The sequence below is a fragment of the Nocardioides zeae genome (assembly GCF_030818655.1).
Classification (GTDB): domain Bacteria; phylum Actinomycetota; class Actinomycetes; order Propionibacteriales; family Nocardioidaceae; genus Nocardioides; species Nocardioides zeae_A.
Genome location: NZ_JAUTAN010000001.1, coordinates 3,321,459 through 3,344,006, shown reverse-complemented (window position 1 = coordinate 3,344,006; position 22,548 = coordinate 3,321,459). Strand labels below are relative to the sequence as shown.

The window sequence follows — 22,548 nt, the reverse complement described above, 5'->3', positions numbered from 1 at the left end:
GTGCGAGGCTTCCGGACCGCGGTCGGGGTGCTGCTCGCGCTCGCCTTCGCCGTGACCGCGCCCCTGGCGGTCGCCGCCTCCTGGGCGAAGACCCAGGTGGACGACACGGACGCGTACGTCGCGAACGTGGGCGGGCTGTCCGACGACCCCGTCGTGCGGCGCGAGGTCGGCGAGCAGCTGACCCGCGTGCTCACGGCCCAGCTGCAGGTCGGCGAGGTCCCCGGTGCCTCCGACGTGATCGGCGCGGTCGTCGACCAGGTGCTCGACAGCGACGACTTCCCCACGGTGTGGGAGGAGGCGAACCGCACGGCGCACGAGCAGATCGTCACGATCCTGCGGGGTGACGCCGCGGCGGCCGACGGCGACGTCGAGATCTCGCTGGCCGACCTCTACAACCTGGCCGCCGAGCGGATGCGCGCGGAGGGCCTGCCCGTCGCCGACCGTCCCGAGGGCTCGCTCACGTTCCGCACCGCCCCGCCGCAGCGGCTCGAGGACGCGCAGGGCGCCTACCAGGGCCTCGTCGCCGCCGGCACCTGGCTACCGGTCCTCGCGCTCGTGCTGCTCGTCGGTGCGATCGCCGTCCCGGCCGGGCGCTCGCGCCTCACGGCACTCCTCGTCGGGGCCCTCGGCACGGTCATCACCACCGGCCTGCTGCTCGTCGCCGTCGCCGCGGGCTCGGAGATCGCGGGTCTCCAGGTGCGCGGCGAGGACCGGGCGCTGGCCACCGCCGTCATCGACGCGCTGCTCGACAGCCTGCGCGACCGGGCCTGGATCGTCATCGTCGTCGCCCTGCTGGCGTTCGTGGGATCCATCGTGGCCCTCGTCGTGACGGGTCGGGCCGCCCGTCGGCGGCCTCGGACGCTGCCGCCGCCCGTCTAGCCGGCCGGCTGGGCCCGCTCTCTAGGCTGGGCGCATGAGCGCCGAGACCGACGAGAAGCCCGGCTACGTGGCCAAGGGCAAGGGCTTCGACCGGGACATGAACTACATCCCGGACCGCATCACCGCCGTCGACCCCGCCACGGGCGAGCCGCGACGACCGGAGCACGGCCCGACCGACGTGCCGCTGTGGCCGGCCGAGCCGGGGCGCTACCGCCTCGTCGCGGCGAAGGCCTGCCCGTGGGCGACCCGCGCCATCATCGTGCGGCAGCTGCTCGGCCTCGAGGACGCCATCTCGCTCGGCACGCCCGGGCCCACCCACGACCCGCGCTCGTGGACCTTCGACCTCGACGAGGGCGGCCGCGACCCGGTGCTGGGCATCGAGCGTCTGCAGGAGGCGTACTTCGCGCGCATCCCCGACTACCCGCGCGGCATCACGGTGCCGGCGATGGTCGAGGTGGAGACGGGGAAGGTCGTCACCAACGACTTCCCGTGGATCACCCACGACTTCTTCTCCGAGTGGCGTGACCACCACCGCGAGGACGCCCCCGACCTGTGGCCCGACGACCTGCGCGCCGAGATGGACGAGGTCAACAAGCGGGTCTTCACCGAGGTCAACAACGGCGTCTACCGCTGCGGCTTCGCGGGATCGCAGGAGACGTACGACGCGGCGTACGACCGCCTCTGGACGGCGCTGGACTGGCTGGAGGAGCGGCTCACCGACCGCCGGTTCCTCATGGGTGACCGTCTGACGGAGGCCGACGTGCGGCTCTTCACGACGCTGGCGCGCTTCGACCCCGTCTACCACGGCCACTTCAAGTGCAACCGCCAGAAGCTGAGCGAGATGCCGGCGCTGTGGGCCTACGCCCGCGACCTCTTCGCGATGCCGGGCTTCGGCGAGAACACGGACTTCGAGCAGATCAAGCAGCACTACTACGTGGTGCACAGCGACATCAACCCCACGCAGGTCGTGCCGAAGGGACCCGACCTCGGGAACTGGTTCGAGCCGCACGGCCGCGAGGCGCTGGGCCCCACCCCGGCCTTCGCGCGCTGACCCGCGCCGTACGGGGCGAATGAGAACCAGCCGCAAGATACCCCCGGGGGGTACGGTCGCGACCTGACACGGACGACGAGATCAGGAGCAGCGATGGGACACGGGCACGGTCACGGGGGACACGGAGCAGGCCGGGCAGCGGACCGGCGGCGGCTGAAGATCGTCCTGGCCGTCACCGGCTCGATCCTCGTGCTCCAGGCGGTCGGCGGCGTCGTCACGGGCTCGCTCGCGCTGCTCGCGGACTCCGCCCACATGGCGATGGACGCCGGCGGCGTGCTGCTGGCGCTGGGCGCGTCGTACGTCGCGGCGCGGCCGGCGGGGGAGCGCACGACGTTCGGGTACCACCGCGCCGAGGTGCTCGCCGCGCTGGCGAACGCCGTGGTGCTGCTCGCCGTGGGCGCGGTGCTCCTGGTCGCCGGCGCCTCCCGCCTCGCGGACCCCGGGGAGGTGGACGCCGGGCCGATGGTGCTGTTCGCGCTCACCGGCCTCGTCGCCAACGGGGTCTCGATGGCCGTGCTGAGCCGCTCCGACACCGGCTCGCTCAACCTGCGCGGCGCGCTCATGGAGGTGATGGCCGACCTCCTCGGGTCGGTGTTCGCGATCGTCGCCGGCCTCGTCATCCTGCTGACCGGCTTTCAGCGGGCCGACCCGATCGCCTCGCTGCTCATCGCGGTGATGATCCTGCCGCGGGCGTTCACGCTCGCGCGCGACGCGCTCCGGGTGCTGTTCGAGGTCGCGCCCGACGGCCTGGACCTCGCCGAGGTGACCGCGCACCTCCGCCGGATGGACGGCGTGGTGGACGTCCACGACCTCCACGCGTGGACCATCACCTCGGGGCTGCCGTCGATGTCCGCGCACGTCACGGTGACGGAGGAGGCACTGGCGGCCCACGGTGTCGGCGGCATGCTGGACCGGGTCAGCAGCTGCGTGGCGGAGCACTTCGAGGTGCGCCACGCGACCTTCCAGATCGAGCCCGAGTCGCACCGCGCGCACGAGGACCTCGGCGAGGCGCACTAGCACGGTTGGGTGGACTGGACCACCGCGCTAGGTTGAACAGATGGGTCTCATCATCTTCCTCGTCATCGGCCTCATCGCCGGGTTCATCGCACGCGCTGTCGTCCCCGGCGACGACAGCATGGGGATCATCGGAACGCTGGTCCTGGGGCTCATCGGTTCCTTCGTCGGAGGCACGCTCGCGTCGCTCATCGGCGACGGCCCGATGACGTTCAGCGCCTCCGGCCTGATCGGCTCCATCATCGGCGCGATCATCGCGCTCGTCATCTTCAACCTGGTCACCGGCCGGAAGCGCGTCGCCTGACCCCGCTCGCCTCTCCTCTTCCCCCCACACCGACCCTGACAGCCCCGCTGTCAGGGTCGGTGCCACTATGGGGCGCATGACCTGGTTCTCCTCGCCCGACGACGTGACGGGCCGGCTCGCCGGCGCGGGCTACCTGGCGGACGTCGCCACGGCCACGACCGCCTTCCTGGCCGGGCGGCTCGAGAAGCCGCTGCTCATCGAGGGCCCGGCGGGCGTCGGCAAGACCGAGCTGGCGAAGGCGGTGGCGCGGTCCACGGGCGCCGAGCTCGTGCGCCTGCAGTGCTACGAGGGCCTCGACGAGGCGCGGGCGCTCTACGAGTGGAACTACTCCAAGCAGCTGCTCCGCATCCAGGCCGCCCGCGGCGAGAACGGCCCCACGCAGGGCTGGGACGCCACGCACGACGACATCTTCACCGAGGAGTTCCTGCTGACGCGGCCGCTGCTCACGGCGATCCGCCGCGAGCAGCCGACGGTGCTGCTCATCGACGAGGTCGACAAGACCGACGTCGAGGTGGAGGGCCTGCTGCTCGAGGTGCTCAGCGACTTCCAGGTGACGATCCCGGAGCTGGGCACGGTGGCGGCGACCCGCCGGCCGTTCGTGGTGCTCACCTCCAACGCGGCCCGGGAGCTGTCGGAGGCGCTCAAGCGCCGCTGTCTCTACCTCCACCTCGACTACCCCGACGCGGAGCGCGAGCGCGAGATCGTCACCGCGCAGGTGCCCGAGCTCGACGACGCGGTGGCGCGCCGGCTCGTGGAGACCGTGGTGCGGCTGCGCGAGCTCGAGCTGAAGAAGGCGCCCTCGATCGCGGAGTCCATCGACTGGGCCCGCACGCTCGTGGCGCTCGAGGTGCGCGAGCTCGACCAGGCGGCCATCACGGCCACGCTCGGCGCGGTGCTCAAGCACGCGACCGACCAGGACCGGGCGGTGCGCGAGCTCAAGCTGAGGGGCTGAGCGCGGTGGCCGACGGCGTCGCCCCCACCAGCGGTCTCGTCGACCGCCACATCGCCTTCGTCGAGGCGCTGCGCGGCGCGGGGCTGCCCGTGTCGCTGTCGGAGGGCCTCGACGCGGTCGAGGCGTGGCGGGCGCTCGACTGGGCGGACCGCGCGGCCATCCGGGCCGGGTACGCCGCGACCCTCGTCAAGCGCCCCGCCCAGCGCCCGACGTTCGACGCGCTCTTCGACCTCTACTTCCCCCACCTCGTCGGGGAGGGCCTCCCGACCCTCGACCCTGACACCGAGGACCCGGCCGCCGGGCGGGCGACGAACCCCGCCCGCGACAACGCCGAGGCGATCGCGGCGTTCCGCGACCGGTTGGCCGCCGGCCTCGAGGCGGAGCTGCGGACCGACGGCGGGGGGACGCCCGCCAGTGAGGCGGACCCCGCCGACGGCGCCCCGTCCGCCGCCTTGGAGCGCCTCGCGGCCGAGGCCGTCGGCCGGTTCGGCGCGATGCCCGGCCGGCAACCGGGCCAGACGGCGTACTCCGCCTACCAGACCCTCCGCCGCCTCGCCCCCGGCGAGCTGGCCGACCGGCTGGCGGCGGGTCTCCTCGGCGACGCTGACTCCGCGGCCATGGACCCCGCGGCGCGGCTCGTCGCCGAGCGACGCGCGGCCCGGGGCATCGGCCGGTTCACGCGGCTGGTGGAGGACGACGCCCGCCGTCGGATCGCGGAGCGCAAGTCGCCCGCGTACGTCGCGGAGGTCGCCGTGCGGCCCAGCATCGACCGGGTCGCGTTCACGGCGGCCCGGCGCGACGACCTCGAGGAGATGCGTCGCCAGATCGGCCCGCTCGCCCGGCGGCTGGCGACCCGGCTCGCCAAGCAGCGCAGCGCCCAGGGTCGTGGCCCCCTCGACTTCCGTCGCACGGTCCGGACGTCGATGTCGACGGGCGGCGTCCCGATCACCACGCGGCACCGGCCGAAGCGACCCCACCGCACCGACCTGGTCGTGCTGTGCGACGTCAGCGGCTCGGTGGCGCACTTCGCCCAGTTCACGCTCCTGCTGACCTACGCCCTGCGGGAGCACTTCGGCCGCATGCGCGCCTTCACCTTCGTCGACCGCACGACCGAGGTGACGAGCGTCCTGCGGCCGGGGCGCGACCCCGTCGAGGTCATGGAGGAGCTCGCGGCCAGCATCCAGCACGCGGCGCTCGTGGGGCGCACCAGCTACGGCTCCGCGCTGCGCACCTTCCGGCAGGAGTACGGCGACGCGCTCGGCCCCGCGTCGTCCCTGCTGGTGCTGGGCGACGCCCGCAGCAACTACTCCGACCTCGCCCTCGACGACCTCCGCGCGATGACGCACGGGATCCGCGCCGCCTGGTGGCTCAACCCCGAGCACCCGCGCAACTGGGACACGGGTGACTCGGCGGCCTCCCGCTACGGCGCGGTCGTGCCGATGGTCGAGTGCCGCAACCTGGCCCAGCTCGAGGAGTTCGTGCAGAAGGTGCTCTGAGCGCCTCGCGCCTCCCCGCACTGACGGTCGTGGTGCCAGGCCACCGGTTTCCGTCGGCCTGGCACCACGACCCCCGAGAGGGGTGGGGCGGTCAGCCCGCGAGGTAGCCCAGCTCCGTGAGGCGGTCGATCTCCGCCCGCAGCGCCGGGTGGCTCGAGGCGTCGGCGGCGCGTCCGCCCGCGACGTACAGGTCCTGCCCGTCCGCCCGGCGCGCGTCGTCGCCGTCGAAGACGACGGTCACCCGGTTGCCGACGCCCTGGTTGATGAGCGAGCCGAGGAGGGCGACCGGGTCGCCCCGGTCCTCCAGCGAGAGGACGCGGATCGGCTCCGGGACCCGGGTGACCTGCGAGGAGGGCGCGCCGGCCGTGACGACCTGCTCGATCGTGAACTTGTCGGAGGACGCCTCGGCGGCGACCTCCGCGGCCGCGAGACCACCCTGGGCGGAGCCGACGAGCATGACCCGTGCGCCCGTCGTGTCACCGACGGCCTGCTCGACGGCGGCGACGACCTCCGCGCCGTACGCCCCGTGGTCCCCGCCGACGAGCCGCAGGCGCGCCGGGGTGTGCGCCTCGGGGCCCGGCAGGTAGGCGATGTAGCGGTCGGAGCCGACCCGCTGCACCTGCACGCGACGGGTGGTGGCCGCCAGCGCGCTCATGAGCTCCTCGATCGACCGGGGAGCGCGGAGGTCGTCGACGGTCGCCGCGCTCGCGTCCGCGGCCGTGTCCTCCGGGTCCTCGTCGACGAGTCCGACCGCGATGTCGCGGAAGGCCGCGCCGGCGTCCGACGTGAAGGAGGTGGCCCCGACCGACTCCAGCCCGGCCCGCCCGGCGGCCGCGCCGCGCTCGCCGGCCAGGTAGCTCGCCGTGAGCAGCGAGCGCAGCTGGAGGCTCTCGACGAGCCCCCCGCCACCGCTGGTCACGTGGTCGAGCAGGTCGGGGTTCTGCTCGGCGAGCTCGCCGAGGTACGCCGCCAGCCCGTCCCGCTCCAGGGCGTCGGTCTCGATCAGCCCGGCCGACACGATCGCCCCGCCCAGCGCGACCTCGGGCGCCAGGTAGCCGATCGCCCGCCCGGCGACGGAGCCGAGCGTGCGGTAGGCGACGTCCTGCAGCTCGTCGATCCAGCGGTAGGTGAGCACCGTGGCGCGCACGGCGAGCGCGTCCGCGTCGAGCTCCAGCGAGCGGTTGAGCAGCCCGTGCTTGCCGAGCGTGGCGGACCGGATCTCCGCCTCGGCGTCCTCCCAGGTGCGGGGCGAGAGCGGGGCGGAGGCCGTGACGTCGTCGTCGGCGAGGATCGCCTCGCCGAGGCGGGCCCGCGCCCGGAGGTCGTCCCCCGTGGCGTCGAAGAGGTCGGCGAGGGCGAGCATCTGCTCGTAGGTGTCCTGCTGTGCCGCCGACCGGGCCGTCGCGCTGGTCCCGCCGTCGGTCGGGTCGTTCGTCACCTGGTCCTCCTGCTCCACCTGGTCCACCTGCTCCACCGGTCCCTCCGCGTCGTCCGGTCGTGCGGGATCGGCTGGTCGCGTCGTCATCCCGCCACCTCCGCGAGGACCGGGGCGAGCGCCGTCGGGAAGTCGCCGGGCTCCACCCGGTGCACCTCGACGCGGTGCTGGTCCCCGTCGCGGTGGGGGCGCAGGCCGTGCCAGCCGTCGGCGAGCAGCACCCACGAGACGATGCCCACCGTGGTGCTCCCCGCCCCGACGTCCGCCACCATGGCGCGGACGCGACCCTGGGTCTCGTCGTGGAGGGCGCGCACGACGGTGAGGACCTCGCCGTCGGGCAGCACGCGGCCGCTCGCGTCCCGCACCTCTCCGGAGTGCTGGGCCACGAGCGCCGGGAGCACGTCGGCGCGGTTGCTGCGGAGCGCCTCGCCCACGGCGTCCACCAGCTCGTAGGGCAGGTCGACGGACTCCGGCACCGACGACGGCGCCAGCGGCACGTCCTCGGGCACGGCCGCGACCCGTCGCAGCTCGTCCGACCAGGTCTCGCTGTCGAACCACGCGAGCTCGAACACGAGCCCGTCGGCGGTGGCGAGGGTGGCGACGGCGCCGTCGGCCTGGCGGTGCCAGGCCTTGGCGCGGGCCCCGCCCGCGACGACCACGTCGATGTCGACCCCGATCCGGGGCGTGGCCAGCAGGCCGATGGCGCCGACGATCCCGGCGTCGACGCCGGCGTCGGTCAGCAGGCCGCGGCGGGTCAGCGACACGGACGGGTCGCCCAGCGAGGCGACCGCCTCCGCGTAGGCCGTCGCGTCGTCGTCCGCCGGTCGCACGCCGAGGCGGTCGGCGAGGGCGTCGGGGGCAGCACCGTCGGCCGGAGCAGCGTCCACGAAGGGAAGGGGAGCGCCACCGGCGCGCTGGGCGCAGAACCGGAGCTCGGGGAGCGTGAGCGCGACCCGTCGGGGGAGCCGGTCGAAGAGGTGGGTGGGGGTGGGAGTCGGAACGCCGAGATCGATCGTCGTCATGGGTGCTTTCCTCACAGTCCCGGAAGGGAGACGGAGAGCCAGTCCTTGTGGCCTGGCGGCGGGGGGTCGAAGTCGACCAGCTGCTGGTCGGCCGGGGTCAGCGTGCGCTGCACCCCCGCTGCGTCGTCGAAGGTCGCGAGCTCGGCCTGCCGGTTGCGGGCGTCGGCGACCAACGAGTGCGCCCGGCGCTCGATGCCCGAGATCGCGTCCTTCACGTCGCCCACCGCGCCGGCGTGCTTCGCCAGTGCCTGTCCGGCGTTCTCGTGCTGGCCCGCGACGTCCCGCAGCTGGGCGGCGCGGTCCCGCATGCGCAGGCGGAGGTCGTCCGCCGCGCGACCGCTCCACCCGACCGAGTCCGCCCCGGCGACCAGCCGGTCCGCCAGCGCGCGGATGTCGACCGCCTGCTCGTCCAGCTCCGAGGCGCGTCTGCGGATCACTGCCGCGTCGCCATACATGTCCGTCGCCTTTCGTCGTGTGTCGCACTCTTCTGCGTCCATCCCCCGACGTCGGTGGTCCTGCCTTCCCCCTCGTCGTACCGCGAAACATCACACCCCCCGCGAGAGCGATCACCCCACCCGGCCGGACGAGCCTCCCTACGATGACCGGGTGCGCATCCTGGTCGCCGGCGGAGCCGGTTACATCGGCTCCCACACGGTGCTGTCCCTGCTCGAGGCGGGCCACGACGTGGTGGTGGCCGACGACTTCTCGAACGCCCGGCCGGCGGTGCTCGACCGGATGCGGGAGCTGGCCGGTGCCGAGGTGCCGTTCGTCGAGGTCGACCTCACCGACGCCGCGCGCACCGAGGCCCTCGTGGCCGACCGGCGGCCCGACGCCGTCATCCACTTCGCCGGCCTCAAGGCGGTCGGCGAGAGCGCGGTGCAGCCGCTCCGCTACTACCGGACCAACCTCGACGCGACCTTCTCGCTCCTCGAGGCGATGGGGCGCCACGGCGTCGAGCGGTTCGTGTTCTCCTCCTCCGCGACCGTCTACGGCGACCACGCCCCCGTGCCGTACGTCGAGACCTACGCCCCGCTCGCCGCCGCCAGCCCCTACGGGCGCACCAAGGTGATGACCGAGCAGGTGCTGAACGACCACGCCGCCGCGACACCGGGGCTGCGGGTGGCGCTGCTGCGCTACTTCAACCCCGTCGGCGCCCACCCGTCGGGCCGGATGGGCGAGGACCCGCAGGGGGTGCCGAACAACCTGATGCCCTACGTCGCGCAGGTGGCCGTCGGTCGCCAGCAGCGGCTCGCGATCTTCGGCGACGACTACGACACCCCCGACGGCACCTGCCTGCGCGACTACATCCACGTGGTCGACCTCGCCGAGGGCCACGTCGCCGCGCTCGAGCACCTCGACGAGCAGGCGACGCCGGTGCGCGCCTTCAACCTCGGCGGGGGCCGCGGCACGAGCGTGCGCGAGCTGTTCGACGCCTTCTGCGCGGTCGTCGGTCGGGAGCTGCCGCACGAGGTGGTCGGGCGCCGGCCCGGTGACCTGCCCGCCTACTGGGCCGACACGACCCGTGCGGCCGACGAGCTGGGCTGGACGGCCCGCCGCTCGCTCGACGACATGGTCGCCGACGTCTGGCGCTGGCAGTCGCAGAACCCGACCGGCTACCCCGCCTGATCATCCGACCCCCTCCCGGGTGATCCGGTAGGTCCACGAGACCGCCGGCTCCCCGTCCCCGAGGGCACCGGAGGCCCGCAGCTCCTCGACCCGGTGGCGCACCACGGGGTCGGTCGCCGCGTCCACGGCGGCGGCACCCCGGGCGTACTCCGCCAGGGAGTGCGCCTCCCCGGGCGTCGTGCCCCCGCCGGCGAAGCGCACCGTCAGGTGCTCGACCCGGTCGGGGTTGGGCGTGCCGTCGAGGAGCACGAGGACGTCGCGCTCGTTCTCCAGCGACGTGACGCGCACCCCGTCCGGGGCCGGTGGCATCGCGCCGATCGGTGAGCCGAGCGTGATGACGTCCTCCACGGCGAAGCGGCCCCCGCTCGCGACCTGGACGGCTGCCATGCCGCCCTGGGAGTGCCCCCAGATCGTCACCGGGTCGTCGGGGCCGATGCCCGCCTCGGTCATCGCCGCCTCGACGCCGCGCTGGTAGGCCGTCGACTGTCCCGCCATCGCCCGCAGGTTGGTGCCGAGGTCGCGGACGTCGTCGTCCTGCTCCCCGGGGAGGGTCCCGGGGTCGTCCGTCCCCGGCAGGAGCACGACCCACCGGGCCTGCTCCCCGGAGCCGACGCGCTGGATCTCGATGGTGCCGTTGCCCTCGGGTCGCTCGGCCGTCGACAGCGCGTTGACCCGGTCGAGGGCCGCGACCCCGGCGGCGAGGTCGCCCGGGCCGCGGCTCGTGGTGGCGGCGACGCGTTCGACGCGGGCGCGACCGTCGACGTACCAGAGCCCCAGGACGCCGGCCGCGACCCCGACGCTCGGCAGGTACCACCGACCCCCGAACGGCGTCGGCACCAGGTCGCCCGAGTCCCACAGGCCCTCCAGGAGGCCGGGGGCCCGGGCGACCAGGGCCTCGGCGGCCTCCGGGTTCGCCATCGCCCACGCCTCGAGGACCGCTGCGTCCTCGCCACCGGGGCCGTCCCCGGGGCCGGAGAGGCGCGCAGCGAGACCGTGCAGGTCGGCGGCGGGGGCGTCCGGACGCAGGCCGTCGGCGTCCACGCCGACGGCCCGGCCGAGCGTGCCCAGCGACCAGCCGGCCTGGTAGGACGCCAGGTAGCGCAGGTCGTGGTGGAGGTCGGCCACGAGCGCGTCGGCCTCCTCCAGCAGGGTCGCCGCGGCGCGGACCGCCGCCGCCTGCGCCCACCAGCCCGCAGCCCCGGCGGGGAGGCCGGTCGGGCCCAGGTTGAGGCCCGCGACGTGGGCCTCGGCGACGGCGAACGTCGCCGGCGACCAGGGCGCGCTGCCGACCAGGGCCGGGTCGACGAGCGTCGCCGCCGCGCCGCCGCCGAGGGCGACGAGCCGGCCGGCGGCCGCGTCGTACTCCGCCGCGAGGCCCCGCACGGCCTCCAGCTGGGCATCGAACCCGCCCGCGCCGCCCGTCGTGGAGAGGGACGGCGTCCCGTCGACGCTCACCGCAGGCCCGGGACGTCGAGGTCGAGCCAGGCGGGATCGCCCGGCGCGGGCACGCGGATGCGCGAGAGCCGCTCGCGGAGCTCGGCGGCCGCGTCGTCGCCGCCGAGGCCGACGAGCTCCCCGAGCCCGCCCACGGCGTCACCCGCGGTGTCGCCCAACGCACCGGCGGCGTCGAGCACGTCGCCGGCCACGTCGACCAGCGTGGCGCCCACCGAGGCGGCGAGCTCGAGGAACCGCTGCCGCAGCCCCGCGATGAGCTCGAGCGTCGCCTCCACCTGCGCCGCGTGCTGGGTCAGCGCCGCCCCGGTGTCGGTGTGCCCGTCGGCCGTGGCGTGCATCCGATCGGCCGCCGCCTGGGCCGCCGCCCGCATCGCTTCGGCCGCCGCACCCTGCCAGGGGGCGCCCGCCGCTCGCGCGACGAGGGCGGCCGCCTCGTCACGGAGGTCGGCCGCGCGGTCGTGGTAGGTCGTGGCCAGCGCTCGGAGCGCGGCCGTGTCCGGCAGCAGCACGGTGGTCTCCCTTCCCCGGTGGGATCGCGGTGCGCGACCTCCACCCGAAGCGAACCGCAGGTCGGACGCGCGTGGGTGAGCCCCCGACGTACCTGGGGAACACGGGTCGTCCCCGGCGGGTTGGGGACGGACGACGGGTTCGGCCCTCTCGCGCTCCCCAGGCGCGGCAGCGGCGGACGTCACCGGCGCAGCGCGTCGTTCGTCCCGCGCGCACCGTCGGCGCTCCGTAGAATCAGCCCGACCCGACCCCCGAGGTGAGCCCGTGACGTTCGACGCGCACGACCTCGACGTGTTCCTCCTCGTCGGATCGGCCGTCACGCTCCTCGCCATCCTCGCGGTGCGGGTCTCGTCGCGGGCGGGCCTGCCCAGCCTCATCCTCTACCTGCTGATGGGCGTCGCCCTCGGCTCGTCGGGGCTCGGCATCGAGTTCTCCGACGCGGCGCTCGCCCACGCCATCGGCTTCGGCGCGCTCGTCGTCATCCTCGCGGAGGGCGGTCTCACGACCGACTGGCGCGAGATCCGGCCCAGCATGCCGCTCGGCCTCGCCCTGGCCACGATCGGGATGGCCGTCTCGGTGACCGTCGTCGCCCTCGGCGTGCACTACCTGCTCGGGCTGCCGTGGCAGATCGCCGTGCTCCTCGGGGCCGCCACGTCGGCCACCGACGCCGCCGCCGTCTTCTCCGTGCTGCGCATCGTGCCGCTGCCCCGCCGCATCACCGGCGTGCTCGAGGCCGAGTCGGGCCTCAACGACGCCCCGACCGTGGTGCTGGTCGTGCTGGTGAGTGCCGGCGGTGCGCTCGAGCACGGGGTGCTCGCGATGGGGCTCGAGATCGTCTACGAGCTCGTCGTGGGCCTCGCCATCGGCCTCGCCGTGGGATGGGCCGGCGCGTGGACGATGCGGCGGGCCGCGCTCCCGTCCTCGGGCCTCTACCCGCTGGCGGTCGTCTGCCTCACCGTCCTCGCCTACGGCCTCGGGGCGCTCGCGCACGCCTCCGGCTTCGCCGCGGTGTACGTCGCGGCCCTCGTGCTCGGCAACGCCGACCTGCCCCACCGGGCGGCGACCCGGTCGTTCGTCGAGGGGGTCGCCTGGCTGGCGCAGATCGGCCTCTTCATCATGCTGGGCCTCCTGCTCACGCCCGAGCGGCTCACGTGGCACACGATCGGGATCGCCCTCGTGGCCGGTTTCATCCTCACCGCCGTGGCGCGTCCGCTCTCGGTGGCGGTGAGCTCGCTGGTGCAGCGTGCCCCCTGGCGCGACCAGGCGTTCCTGTCCTGGGCGGGCCTGCGCGGCGCCGTACCCATCGTCTTCGCCACCATCCCCCTCGCCGCCGGGGTGCCCGGTGCGACCCAGCTGTTCGACATCGTGTTCGTGCTGGTGGTGGCCTACACGCTGCTCACCGGTCCGACGCTGCCCTGGGTGGCCCGCCGGCTCGGCCTGGTCGACGGCCAGGAGCTGCGGGACCTCGAGGTCGAGGCGGCGCCGCTCGAGCGGGTCGCGGCCGACCTGCTCCAGGTGCGCATCGCGGAGGAGTCCCACCTCCACGGCGTCGAGGTGGGCGAGCTGCGGCTGCCTGTGGGCGCGTCGATCTCGCTGGTCGTGCGGGGCGAGGCCGTGCTGGTGCCCGAGCCGACGACCGCCCTGCGGCGCGGCGACGACCTCATCATCGTCACGCCGCGGGGGCTCCGGGAGAGCACCGAGGAGCGGCTGCGGCTGGTGTCGCGCCACGGCCGCCTGGCGCGCTGGGGGCGTCGGTCCTGACCACCCCGCCGGACGTCATGCGAGGCGCGGGCCCGGGGCGCCGCAGCGCATGACGTCCCGGGTACGGCGCGGCGCGGGCGTGGTCCCGGGCGGGGCCGGGGACGGAACTGTGCGGTCGGGACGGTGTCGACCGGGGTGGCGCCGTACCAACGTCCCAGTTCGGCCCGCCCGGCCCGCCCATACCGAACATCCCAAACCATCCTCCGGGACGTCATGCGAACCGCCGCCCCGGGGCGCCGCACCGCATGACGTCCTGGGTACGGCGCTGGATCAGGGCAGCGGCACGTCGTTGGGTCCGCAGATGGACTCGGCGACCGGCACGGTGCGCGAGCCCTCCTCGCCCTTGAGGTCGTCCCAGCCGGGTCCGACGTAGAGCGTCACGGCGTCCACGTCCTCGTCGAGCGTGACGACGACGGGGTCGCCGAGGTTGGCCCGCAGGATGCCGACGGCGGTCGACTCGATGTTGTTGGCGCGGATCTCCACGCGGGCGACCTCGGTGCCCTCCGGGGCGTTGCCGGTGTTGCCGGCGGAGAAGCCACGGCTGGTGAGCGCGGTCATCGTCTGCTGCGCCAGGCCGGAGCGGCCGCTCGCGTTGTAGACGTTGACGACGACGTCGGCGGCGGTCAGCGTGGCGCCCGCCTCGTAGTCGCGGGGCGTGCACACGCCGCTGCTGGCGCTGCCCAGCTCGGGAGCCGGCACGGGGGCGGTCAGGCGGGTCCAGCCCCAGACGATCGCGCCGAGGAGGAGGACCACGAGCACGGTCATCGTGATCGCGGTGCGGACCCGGGTGTCGATGGCGTCGCTCACGAGTCGATCACCACGACCCGGGCGTGGAGCACGTTGCGCTGCTGCAGGGCGGCACGGAGCGCGCGGTGCAGGCCGTCCTCGAGGAACAGCTCGCCGTGCCACACCACGACGTGGGCGAACAGGTCGCCGAAGAACGTCGAGTCCTCGTCCAGCAGCGCCGCCAGCTGGAGGGTGTCCTTCGTCGTCACCAGCTGGTCGAGCCGCACCTGCCGAGGCGGCACCGCCGCCCAGCCCTTGGCGTCCAGGCCGTGGGCCGGGTAGGGGCGCCCGCTGCCCACCCGCTTGAAGATCACCCGGCGATCATACGGACGACGGTGCGCCGACGGGCGCGCACGTGCTCCCGTCGGCGCGGCCCCGCCGCAGGTCAGAGGTCCGTCGGCGGCGACCAGGACAGCTGCACGACCTCCGTGCCGCGGTCGCGCGTCACCAGCCGGCCGCGCCCGGGCGGGGCCTTCTGCGGGCGCACGTTGCCGATGAGCGCGCCCTCGTCCGGCGACCCGGAGAGCACGATGCCCGGCATGGCCAGGTCGCGCAGGGACTGGATGACGGGCTCGTAGAGCGCGCGGGACGCACCGCCCGACCGCCGGGCCAGCACGACGTGCAGGCCGACGTCGCGCGCCTGGGCCAGCAGCGGCTGCAGCGGCTGGACGGGCGAGTTCTGGCCGGTCGAGACGAGGTCGTAGTCGTCGATCACCACGAACACCTCCGAGCCCTGCCACCACGAGCGGTTGCGCAGCTGGTCGGGCGTGACATCGGGACCGGGGATCCGGTTCTCGAGGTACTTCGCCAGGTCCCGCAGCAGCGGCGTGGCCTGGGCGGCGCTCGTCAGGTAGTTCAGCTGGTACTCGTCCGGCACCTCGCCCAGCAGCGAGCGGCGGTAGTCGACAACCACGACCTGGGCTTGCTTCGGTGTGCGGGTGCGCATGACCTCCCGCACGTAGGAGCGCAGCAGCGCGCTCTTGCCGGAGCGGCCGTCGCCGAAGACGAGCAGGTGGGGCTCGGCGTCGACGTCGAGACCGACGGGGGCGAGCTCCTTCTCATTGACGCCGAGGAGGATCCGCCCGCTGTCGGCCAGGGTGCGGCCGCCCTCGAGCGGCGTCTCGGCGGCCTGGGCGAGCACGCGGTCGGACTCGATCTGCTCGGGCAGGAGCCGCAGCTTCGGGCCGGTCGGTCCGGTCCACGCCGCGGTGACGCGGCCGACGAGGTCGTCGACGCCGTCGCCGATGGTCGCCGGGTCGGGCGTGGTGTCGACGCGGGGGAGGGCGCCGAGGAAGTGCAGCTTGCCGGGCACGAGGCCGCGGCCGGGACGACCGGTCGGCACGAGCGCCGCGATCTTGCGGTCGATCTCGGAGTCGATGGGGTCACCGAGCCGCAGCTCGAGCCGCGTGCCGAAGACGTCGCGCATCGCGGCGCGGAAGTCGGGCCAGCGCGAGGCGCCCACGACGATGTGGAGACCGAAGGTCAGGCCACGGCCCGCGAGCTGCTGCAGGGACATCTCGATGTCGTCGAAGTCGGAGCGGAGCGTGCTCCACCCATCGACGACGAGGAACACGTCGCCGTACCCGTCGTCGGCGCGCCCCTGCCGCCGCCGCGTCCGGTAGGTCTCGATGGAGTCGATGCCCTGGTTGCGGAAGTAGGCCTCGCGGCGGTCCACGATGCCTTGGACCTCGGCGACGATGCGCCGTACGACGTCGGGCTCGGCCCGCGTGCCCACGCCCGCGACGTGCGGGAGCCGGGCCAGGGGCGCGAAGGTGCCGCCGCCGAAGTCGAGCACGAAGAACTGGGACTCGAGCGGCGTGGTCGTGAGGGCCGTGCTGGTGACGATCGTGCGCAGCAGCGTGCTCTTGCCGCTGCGGGGACCGCCGACCACGGCGACGTGGCCACCGGCGCCGGCCATGTCGATCGTGAGGGTGTCGCGGCGCTGCTCGCGGGGGCGGTCGACCGTGCCGAGGGGCACGACGAGGCCGCCCATGCTGCGCCAGTGCGGGGACACGAGGCCCGCGTCGGGCGTCGTCGTCAGGTCCGGCATCAGCTGGTCGAGGGTGTCGGGCACGTCGAGCGGCGGGAGCCACACCGAGTGGGCCGAGGGCCCCTTGCCGTGCATGCGGTCGACGGCGATGTCCAGGAGTGAGGGCTGCTCGCCCTGCGCGGCCGGCCGCACCTCCTGCACGGGCGCCACCTCGTCCTCGATCGGCTCGAGGGTCTGCACCTCGGAGATCGTGAAGGGGAGGATGCCGCGCACGTTCCCGCCCTCGTCGCGCCGCACCGTGGCGCGCGAGCTCGCCGGCGGCGGGCCCGAGACGTACGCCGCCTTGAAGCGCAGCAGCGTCGACTGGTCGGGCTTGAGGTAGCCGAGGCCCGGCACGGCGGGCAGCTCGTAGGCGTCCGGCACGCCGAGCACGGCACGGGACTCGCCGGCCGAGAACGTGCGGAGGCCGACCCGGTAGGACAGGTGGGACTCGAGGCCGCGCAGGCGGCCCTCCTCCAGGCGCTGCGAGGCGAGCAGCAGGTGGAGGCCGAGCGACCGGCCGAGGCGGCCGATGGCGACGAAGAGGTCGATGAACTCCGGCTTGGCCGTGAGCATCTCCGAGAACTCGTCGACGACGATGAAGAGGGACGGCAGGGGCGCGAGGTCCTCGCCGCCGGCGCGCGCCCGCTCGTAGTCGCGGATCGAGGCGTAGTTGCCCGCCTCGCGCAGCAGCTCCTGGCGGCGCACCATCTCGCCCGACAGGGCGTCCTGCATGCGGTCGACGAGGGTGAGCTCCTGGCTGAGGTTGGTGATGACCGCGGACACGTGCGGCATCTCCGACATGCCGGCGAACGTGGCGCCGCCCTTGAAGTCGACGAGCACCATGTTGAGCTGCTCGGAGGAGTGCGTCATCGCGAGGCCGAGCACGAGCGTGCGGAGGAACTCCGACTTGCCGGAGCCGGTCGCGCCGATCACGAGGCCGTGGGGGCCCATGCCCTGCTGGGCGGACTCCTTGATGTCGAGGTGCACCAGCCCGCCGTCGCCGGAGCCGATGGGCACGCGCAGCCGGTCGCGGGCCGGGCGGGGACGCCAGGCGCCCGCCGGGTCGTAGCCGTGCACGTCGCCGAGCCCGAGCATGTCCATGAAGTCGGTGGGGCCGGACATCTCCGCGGGGTTGGTGCTCTCCCCCGGTGTCGCCGCTGGAGACGGTGTGGAGCGGGGTCAGCCGCCGGGCGAGGGCCTCGGCGCTGGCGATGGAGCACTGGTCGCCGGTGCCGTGGACGACCTCGGTGCGCACCCGGATCGCGTCGATGCGCGGGCGTCCGTCGGACTCCTCGCCGACGACCTCGAGGCGCAGGCGGGTCGGGTCCTCGAGCTCCTCCCACCGCGCCGGGAGGTCGATCACCGTGACGCCGTGGAGGCCGTCCGGCGGGATGACGTGGTTGCCGGGCGGCAGGATGCCGCCGTCGACGACGAGCACGACGTGCGGGGTGGCCGCGCGCTCGTCCGCACCGAAGCGGGGCCGCTCGGCGAGGTCGGGCGGCAGCAGCGCGCCGAGGTCGTCGATGGACGTGCTCACCATCCGCATGGGGCCGACGGCGTCGGACTGCTGCGCGCTCTGCGCGTGGGGGAGCCACTTGAGCCAGTCCCAGTGCTCCAGGTTGGCCTCGGAGCTCAGCACCGCGACGACGACCTGCTCGGGGCCGTGGAAGGCGACCGCGCTCGTGATCATGGCCCGCGCGAGGGAGCGTGCCTGCTCCTCCGGGCCGCAGACCTCGACGCGGTCGAAGGCGCGCAGGTCGACCGAGGCCGGCAGTCCCGGCTGCACGCGGTGCACCACGAGCAGCCGGTGCAGGGCCGACGCGGCGGCGGGGTCGACCTGGTCGATGGGCGCGCTCTCCGGCGGCACCAGCTCGACGGACAGCGGCTGCGGGCAGACCCCCCAGCGCACCTGGAGGAAGTGGGCGTCGCCGGACGCGCGCTCCCACAACCGGGTGCGGTCCTCGGCCACGGCGGGCAGGGCGTCGGGGGAGGGGTGGTGCCAGGTGAGCGCCTCGCGCTGCCGGTCGGCCGAGTCGCGGGCCGCCTGGCGGATGCCGGCCAGGTAGCGCAGGTACTCCGTGCGCGACCCCGTCACCTGCTGGTTCCGCTGCTTGCGCTGGCGGTCGATCTGCACCGCCACGAAGCCGAGCGTCGCGAAGAGGAACATGCCCGCCGCGAGCATCGAGCGGCCGCCGGTCGTGCCGCCCTGGCCGGAGAGCGACGCGATGACGACGATCGAGCCGATGCTGCCCAGCATCGGGATGGCGTTCATGAGCACGCCGCTGGCACCCTCGTGCTCCTGGATCTGGGGCGGCGGCTGCAGCACGATCTGCCCGGTCGGCACCTCGGGTGCGTCGATGCGGTGGCTGCTGCGCAGCGTGGTGCTCACACGGCTCCCCTCGTCGGCCCGGTCGGGCCCCTCACGGTACGCGCCAGGGCAGGCCGCACCGGCGCCTTCGTGCCCCGTCGGACCCCCTGGCGAAACCCCCGCCGCGCACCTTGTGGAGACGGGGGTGGAAACCCGTCCCGATCAGGACGGGTAGTTCGGCCGCGGGCGGGGAACTAGCCTCCCTCGTGCGCCACCGGCGCGCCCTGACGAGAGAGGGGTCGGATGACCGAGACCGTGGCCGGTGGGGCTGCCGGCAGCACGACGGGCACGCTCGCGCTCTCGGTGCACGGCCGCTCCGGCGTGCTGGACCTCCTCGTCCCCGAGGGCGCGTCCGCGGTGGACGTGCTCCGGGAGTACGCCAAGCAGACCGGCGAGCGCACGCCCGCCCGTCTCTGTGACCACCGCGGCGCCGAGCTCCCGGCCAGGGCCACCCTGGCCGACGCCGGCGTCCGGTCGGGCAGCGTCGTCGTGGCGACGTACGGCCCACCCCCCGCCGTACCCGACCGCGGGCGCGGCGACCGTCACCGGTCGGACGCCGCGGACGGGCCGGGCCCGGTCGCCCGCTGCCTCGTGGCGCTGGCCGCGGCTGCGGCGCTGCTCGCGGGCCTCGGGGTGCTGGCCGGCGGCGACGAGGACGACCGGCGGCTGCTGGTCGGGCTCCTGCTCGCCGGGGCGGTCGTGGGGGTCCTCCCGCTCGGGCGCCTCGTCGAGCTGCGGGTGCTGGCGGCCCCGGTCTTCGGGGGTACGGCGGCACTCGTCGCGGTCTGGGACCCCGCGTCCGCGCGGCTCCCCATGGTCGTCGGCATCGCGGCGCTCGGGGCGGCGGTCACGGCAGCGGTGGCGCGCGCGTCGACGGGCGTGTCCGACGAGCAGCTGCGCGTCTGGATGTGGGCCGGCGGCGCGGTGTTCGTCGTGGCCGGTCTCGCCGCCGTGCTCGGTCTCCACGAGCGGGTCGTGTGGGCGACGCTCCTCCTGCTCTGCCTCGTGGCGGGCCGCTTCGTGCCCGGCGTGGCCGTCGACGTGCCCGACCAGACGCTGGTGGACCTCGAGCGCCTGGCGGTCTCGGCCTGGTCGGCGCGCGACCGCACGACGAGCCGGCGCACCCGCACGATCATCCGGCGCACCGCCGTCGAGGACGTCGTCGAGCGCGGCGCGCGGCTCGTCGGGTCCGCGGCGATGGCCGTGCTCGCCGTGTCGCTGGTGGCGGCCCCGCTCGTGCTGCAGACGACCCGGCTGCCGCTCGACGAGGTGGGCGCGCCCCTGCTGGTCACGCTGGTGGGCTGCACCCAGCTGCTCGTCGCGCGCAGCTACCGGCACCCCGCCGCACGGGTGGCCCTGCGGCTCGCCGGGCTGTGGTGCCTGGGGTGCGTGCTGGTGGCCGTCGTCGCCGAGCAGTCGTGGTCGGGCCGCCTCGGCCTGGCCGCCGTCGTGGTGGGCGTGGCCGTGGTCGCGGCGGCCGTGGCGCTGGGCCGCGGATGGCGCTCCGTGTGGTGGGGACGCCGCGCCGAGATCGCCGAGGCGCTCACCGTCGCGCTCGCCGTGCCGGCCTTCGTCGTGACCGTCGGAGTTTTCCGCAGAATCTGGGAAATCGTCGGCTGAGGTGTTTACCGGTTCGGGCCCCGGGTACCACACGCCACCGTCCGGGTGGGCAGCGACCTCGCCCGGCGAGTCCGAACCACACGGTCAGCTCCTCGCGCGTCTCGGAACCGCTCGGGGGAGAAGGAGATGAGCATGTCGAACGTTCAGATCGGAGAGGGCAGTCTCTCCAGCGCGGCCCAGCTGGTCAGCGAGGCGAAGATCGACCTCGACCGCAAGAGCCAGACGCTCTCCAGCAAGATCCAGGGCATCGGTGCGCAGTGGGGCGGCCAGGGTGCCGCGGCCTTCCACCAGCTGCACAACGCCTGGCAGGAGAAGCAACAGACGATCACCAACGCCCTCAACAACTTCGAGGCCTCCCTGCGCGACACCGAGACCGACGCGGTCTCGACGGACACGACGCAGGCCGACACCTTCCAGTCGCAGTTCAACCGCCTCGGCTGAGCCGGGCTCGAGGAGCAGGAGAGAAACATGAGCGGAATCCGCGTCAACCACGGCAGCCTCGAGGCCGCCTCGCAGGACCTCGTCAGCACCGCCCGTGACATCGAGGCCCGCCTCGACCAGCTCGAGAGCGAGCTGTCGCCGCTGCGCAGCGAGTGGGAGGGCCAGGCACAGCAGGCCTACCTCACCGCCAAGGCGCAGTGGGACACCGCGATCGCCGAGATGATCGCGCTGCTGGAGAGCACCGGCAACGCGGTCCAGTCCTCGAACCAGGAGTACCGCGCGGCCGACCTCCGCGGCGCGGAGCGGTTCCCGGTCTGAGTCGTCGACGAGCCGCCCCGACCACTGATGGTCGGGGCGGCTCGTGTGTCCGGGTGCGGCCGTCCGGCCGCACCTCCCCCAGCGGGCCGCCCTCCGGGCGCGTGACCCGCCGAGCCCGAGGAGGAGCCCCACGATGAGCCAGGCACAGGTCGGTACGTCGGGTCTGGTGCGCGTGACCGTGGCGTCCGGGCGGCGGCGGGTCGACCTCGTCCTGCCGTCGGCCGTCCCGGTCGCCGAGCTGGTGCCCGAGCTGGCCCGGAGCGTGGGTCTCCTCGACGCCGCCACGGTGCACGGCGGCTACCGCGTGGTGACCCACGACGGCCGCACGCTGGCGCACGACGCGGGCCTCATGATCCAGGGCGTCGAGGACGGTGGTCTCCTCACCGTCAGCGCGGGCGTCGACGACGACCCGCCGCGGGTGTACGACGACGTCGTCGAGGCGATGACGGACGTGGTCGAGCGCGAGCTGAAGCCGTGGGAGCCGGCGGCGGGTCGCCGCACCGCCCTCGGGGCCGCGGCCCTGCTGCTCGGGGTCGGCGCCTGGTCGCTGCTCATCCAGAGCGACGCGCTGCTGGCCGGTGTCGGCGCCGCCGTCATCGCCCTGGTGCTGGGTGCCGGAGCCGTGGTCCTCTCCCGCGTGCAGCACGAGCGGCAGGCGGCGGTCGTCGTCGGGCTCCTCGGCGCGGCGTACGGCGGGGTGGCGGGCTACCTGGCCGCCGTGGAGTGGGACGTGCCGGTGCTCACCGCGGTCGGTCTCGGCGTCCTGGCCGTGGCCCTCGTCGTGGTGGTGGGCCTCGAGGACGGACGCCCGCTCCTCGCGGCACCCGTGCTGCTCGGCGGTCTGATGGCGGTCGGGGGGTGGCTGTTCGGGGTCACCACCTGGGACCCGAGCGCCGTCCTCACCGTCGTGCTCGTCTTCGTCGTGGTGGCGGGCAGCGTCTTCCCGTGGCTCGCGCTCAGCGCGACGTCGACGCGGGTCGACCAGCTGGCCACGGTCGACGACATCGAGAACGACCCCGACGACATCGACCCCGAGCGGGTGCTGGCCGACGCCCGCACGGCCCACGAGATCCTCGTGGGCATCACCTCCGCGGTCGGCCTGCTGGTCGTGCTCGTCGCGCCGCTGGCGGTGGGCCTGGGCCTCGCGGGCACCGTGCTCGCCGCCCTGTGCTGCGTGGTCGTGATGATGCGGACGCGCCAGTACCGCACCGGGCTCGAGGTGCTCGTCGGGCTCGGCACCGGCATCCTCGGCCTGCTCGTCACGGCCGTCAGCGTCCTGGTGGTCCACCCCGACTGGCGGCCCACCGCCGCCGTCGCGCTGGCCGTCGCGGGCGGCCTCGTGCTGCTGACGACGCTGGTGCCGGGCGGCACCTCGGTGCGCCGTGCCCGTCTGGGCGACATCGCCGAGACCGTCGCGCTCGTGGCCCTCTTCCCGCTGCTCGCCGTCGCGGTGGGCGTCCCCGACCTGATCGCGCGCTGAC

At 74.5% G+C, this 22,548-nt stretch carries 21 protein-coding genes; 13 read left to right on the top strand and 8 right to left on the bottom strand.

Translation table 11 applies throughout. From position 1 onward, the window contains the following. The 6 genes from QE405_RS15860 (at window position 1) to QE405_RS15835 (ending at window position 5,696) form a co-directional block, all read left to right on the top strand. On the top strand, window positions 1–879 hold the full coding sequence (locus QE405_RS15860; protein ID WP_307202477.1) for a hypothetical protein: 879 nt from the start codon (window positions 1–3) through the stop codon (window positions 877–879). A gap of 34 nt (window positions 880–913) precedes the next feature. Continuing rightward, window positions 914–1,930, top strand: a complete 1,017-nt coding sequence (locus tag QE405_RS15855) for a glutathione S-transferase family protein (protein WP_307202475.1) — start codon at window positions 914–916, stop codon at window positions 1,928–1,930. Window positions 1,931–2,023: 93 nt separating this feature from the next. Further along, the gene (locus QE405_RS15850) at window positions 2,024–2,947 is read left to right on the top strand and encodes a cation diffusion facilitator family transporter (protein ID WP_307202473.1); all 924 of its coding nucleotides are present in this window, start codon (window positions 2,024–2,026) and stop codon (window positions 2,945–2,947) included. 40 nt (window positions 2,948–2,987) lie between these two features. Further along, window positions 2,988–3,248 (top strand): GlsB/YeaQ/YmgE family stress response membrane protein, encoded by a 261-nt coding sequence (locus tag QE405_RS15845; RefSeq protein ID WP_307202471.1) that lies wholly within the window; start codon window positions 2,988–2,990, stop codon window positions 3,246–3,248. A gap of 76 nt (window positions 3,249–3,324) precedes the next feature. Further along, window positions 3,325–4,200, top strand: coding sequence for an AAA family ATPase (locus QE405_RS15840; RefSeq protein WP_444939687.1), 876 nt, complete (start codon window positions 3,325–3,327; stop codon window positions 4,198–4,200). A gap of 5 nt (window positions 4,201–4,205) precedes the next feature. Continuing rightward, window positions 4,206–5,696, top strand: coding sequence for a VWA domain-containing protein (locus QE405_RS15835; RefSeq protein ID WP_307202468.1), 1,491 nt, complete (start codon window positions 4,206–4,208; stop codon window positions 5,694–5,696). A gap of 91 nt (window positions 5,697–5,787) precedes the next feature. Here the strand turns inward: QE405_RS15835 and QE405_RS15830 are convergent, their stop codons facing one another. From QE405_RS15830 to QE405_RS15820, 3 genes are read right to left on the bottom strand one after another with little or no spacing between them, the layout of a single operon-like run. Continuing rightward, window positions 5,788–7,221 carry a hypothetical protein gene (locus QE405_RS15830; protein ID WP_307202465.1) on the bottom strand — a complete coding sequence of 478 codons (1,434 nt, stop codon included), beginning with the start codon at window positions 7,219–7,221 and terminating at the stop codon, window positions 5,788–5,790. Further along, a complete protein-coding gene (locus tag QE405_RS15825) occupies window positions 7,218–8,153 on the bottom strand; it encodes a hypothetical protein (protein ID WP_307202464.1) in 936 nt (311 codons plus the stop codon). The genes QE405_RS15830 and QE405_RS15825 overlap by 4 nt, the downstream gene beginning before the upstream one ends. 11 nt (window positions 8,154–8,164) lie before the next feature. After that, the gene (locus tag QE405_RS15820; protein WP_307202462.1) at window positions 8,165–8,608 is read right to left on the bottom strand and encodes a hypothetical protein; all 444 of its coding nucleotides are present in this window, start codon (window positions 8,606–8,608) and stop codon (window positions 8,165–8,167) included. 151 nt (window positions 8,609–8,759) lie between these two features. Between QE405_RS15820 and galE the strand changes: the two genes are divergently transcribed. Continuing rightward, window positions 8,760–9,779, top strand: coding sequence for a UDP-glucose 4-epimerase GalE (gene galE, locus QE405_RS15815; protein ID WP_307202460.1), 1,020 nt, complete (start codon window positions 8,760–8,762; stop codon window positions 9,777–9,779). Here galE and QE405_RS15810 read toward each other — a convergent pair whose 3' ends face one another. Further along, window positions 9,780–11,234, bottom strand: a complete 1,455-nt coding sequence (locus QE405_RS15810) for a hypothetical protein (protein WP_307202458.1) — start codon at window positions 11,232–11,234, stop codon at window positions 9,780–9,782. It abuts the gene before it with no gap. Then, window positions 11,231–11,743, bottom strand: a complete 513-nt coding sequence (locus QE405_RS15805) for a hypothetical protein (RefSeq protein WP_307202456.1) — start codon at window positions 11,741–11,743, stop codon at window positions 11,231–11,233. Before QE405_RS15805 ends, QE405_RS15810 begins: the two co-directional genes overlap by 4 nt. 262 nt (window positions 11,744–12,005) lie before the next feature. Between QE405_RS15805 and QE405_RS15800 the strand changes: the two genes are divergently transcribed. After that, window positions 12,006–13,502, top strand: a complete 1,497-nt coding sequence (locus QE405_RS15800; RefSeq protein WP_307202454.1) for a potassium/proton antiporter — start codon at window positions 12,006–12,008, stop codon at window positions 13,500–13,502. Window positions 13,503–13,772: 270 nt separating this feature from the next. Here the strand turns inward: QE405_RS15800 and QE405_RS15795 are convergent, their stop codons facing one another. The 3 genes from QE405_RS15795 to eccCb form a co-directional block, all read right to left on the bottom strand. Continuing rightward, window positions 13,773–14,309, bottom strand: a complete 537-nt coding sequence (locus tag QE405_RS15795) for a LytR C-terminal domain-containing protein (protein ID WP_307202452.1) — start codon at window positions 14,307–14,309, stop codon at window positions 13,773–13,775. Next, the gene (locus QE405_RS15790; protein ID WP_307202450.1) at window positions 14,306–14,602 is read right to left on the bottom strand and encodes a type II toxin-antitoxin system VapB family antitoxin; all 297 of its coding nucleotides are present in this window, start codon (window positions 14,600–14,602) and stop codon (window positions 14,306–14,308) included. The genes QE405_RS15795 and QE405_RS15790 overlap by 4 nt, the downstream gene beginning before the upstream one ends. 71 nt (window positions 14,603–14,673) lie before the next feature. After that, on the bottom strand, window positions 14,674–17,442 hold the full coding sequence (eccCb, locus tag QE405_RS15785; RefSeq protein WP_307202448.1) for a type VII secretion protein EccCb: 2,769 nt from the start codon (window positions 17,440–17,442) through the stop codon (window positions 14,674–14,676). Here eccCb and QE405_RS15780 point away from each other — a divergent pair. The 5 genes from QE405_RS15780 (at window position 17,414) to eccD (ending at window position 22,547) form a co-directional block, all read left to right on the top strand. Beyond that, complete coding sequence (locus QE405_RS15780; RefSeq protein WP_307202446.1) at window positions 17,414–18,886, top strand: hypothetical protein; 1,473 nt, start codon at window positions 17,414–17,416, stop codon at window positions 18,884–18,886. The two genes, eccCb and QE405_RS15780, sit on opposite strands and share 29 nt — an antisense overlap. A gap of 45 nt (window positions 18,887–18,931) precedes the next feature. Next, the gene (locus tag QE405_RS15775) at window positions 18,932–20,308 is read left to right on the top strand and encodes a hypothetical protein (protein ID WP_307202444.1); all 1,377 of its coding nucleotides are present in this window, start codon (window positions 18,932–18,934) and stop codon (window positions 20,306–20,308) included. 132 nt (window positions 20,309–20,440) lie between these two features. Then, the gene (locus tag QE405_RS15770) at window positions 20,441–20,749 is read left to right on the top strand and encodes a WXG100 family type VII secretion target (protein WP_307202442.1); all 309 of its coding nucleotides are present in this window, start codon (window positions 20,441–20,443) and stop codon (window positions 20,747–20,749) included. 27 nt (window positions 20,750–20,776) lie between these two features. Then, entirely contained in the window at window positions 20,777–21,067 is a 291-nt protein-coding gene (locus QE405_RS15765; protein WP_307202440.1) for a WXG100 family type VII secretion target, read from the top strand. A gap of 133 nt (window positions 21,068–21,200) precedes the next feature. Continuing rightward, entirely contained in the window at window positions 21,201–22,547 is a 1,347-nt protein-coding gene (gene eccD, locus QE405_RS15760) for a type VII secretion integral membrane protein EccD (protein ID WP_307202438.1), read from the top strand. The last annotated feature ends 1 nt before the right edge of the window (window position 22,548 follow it).

Excerpts from the sequence above, each read along its gene's own strand:
- QE405_RS15855 (WP_307202475.1), top strand. The coding sequence starts at position 914 with ATGAGCGCCGAGACCGACGAGAAGCCCGGCTACGTGGCCAAGGGCAAG.
- QE405_RS15850 (WP_307202473.1), top strand. The coding sequence starts at position 2,024 with ATGGGACACGGGCACGGTCACGGGGGACACGGAGCAGGCCGGGCAGCG.
- QE405_RS15845 (WP_307202471.1), top strand. The coding sequence starts at position 2,988 with ATGGGTCTCATCATCTTCCTCGTCATCGGCCTCATCGCCGGGTTCATC.
- QE405_RS15840 (WP_444939687.1), top strand. The coding sequence starts at position 3,325 with ATGACCTGGTTCTCCTCGCCCGACGACGTGACGGGCCGGCTCGCCGGC.
- QE405_RS15830 (WP_307202465.1), bottom strand. The coding sequence starts at position 7,221 with ATGACGACGCGACCAGCCGATCCCGCACGACCGGACGACGCGGAGGGA.
- QE405_RS15825 (WP_307202464.1), bottom strand. The coding sequence starts at position 8,153 with ATGACGACGATCGATCTCGGCGTTCCGACTCCCACCCCCACCCACCTC.
- QE405_RS15820 (WP_307202462.1), bottom strand. The coding sequence starts at position 8,608 with ATGTATGGCGACGCGGCAGTGATCCGCAGACGCGCCTCGGAGCTGGAC.
- QE405_RS15780 (WP_307202446.1), top strand. The coding sequence starts at position 17,414 with ATGTCCATGAAGTCGGTGGGGCCGGACATCTCCGCGGGGTTGGTGCTC.
- eccCb (WP_307202448.1), bottom strand. The coding sequence starts at position 17,442 with ATGTCCGGCCCCACCGACTTCATGGACATGCTCGGGCTCGGCGACGTG.
- QE405_RS15775 (WP_307202444.1), top strand. The coding sequence starts at position 18,932 with ATGACCGAGACCGTGGCCGGTGGGGCTGCCGGCAGCACGACGGGCACG.
- QE405_RS15770 (WP_307202442.1), top strand. The coding sequence starts at position 20,441 with ATGTCGAACGTTCAGATCGGAGAGGGCAGTCTCTCCAGCGCGGCCCAG.
- QE405_RS15765 (WP_307202440.1), top strand. The coding sequence starts at position 20,777 with ATGAGCGGAATCCGCGTCAACCACGGCAGCCTCGAGGCCGCCTCGCAG.
- eccD (WP_307202438.1), top strand. The coding sequence starts at position 21,201 with ATGAGCCAGGCACAGGTCGGTACGTCGGGTCTGGTGCGCGTGACCGTG.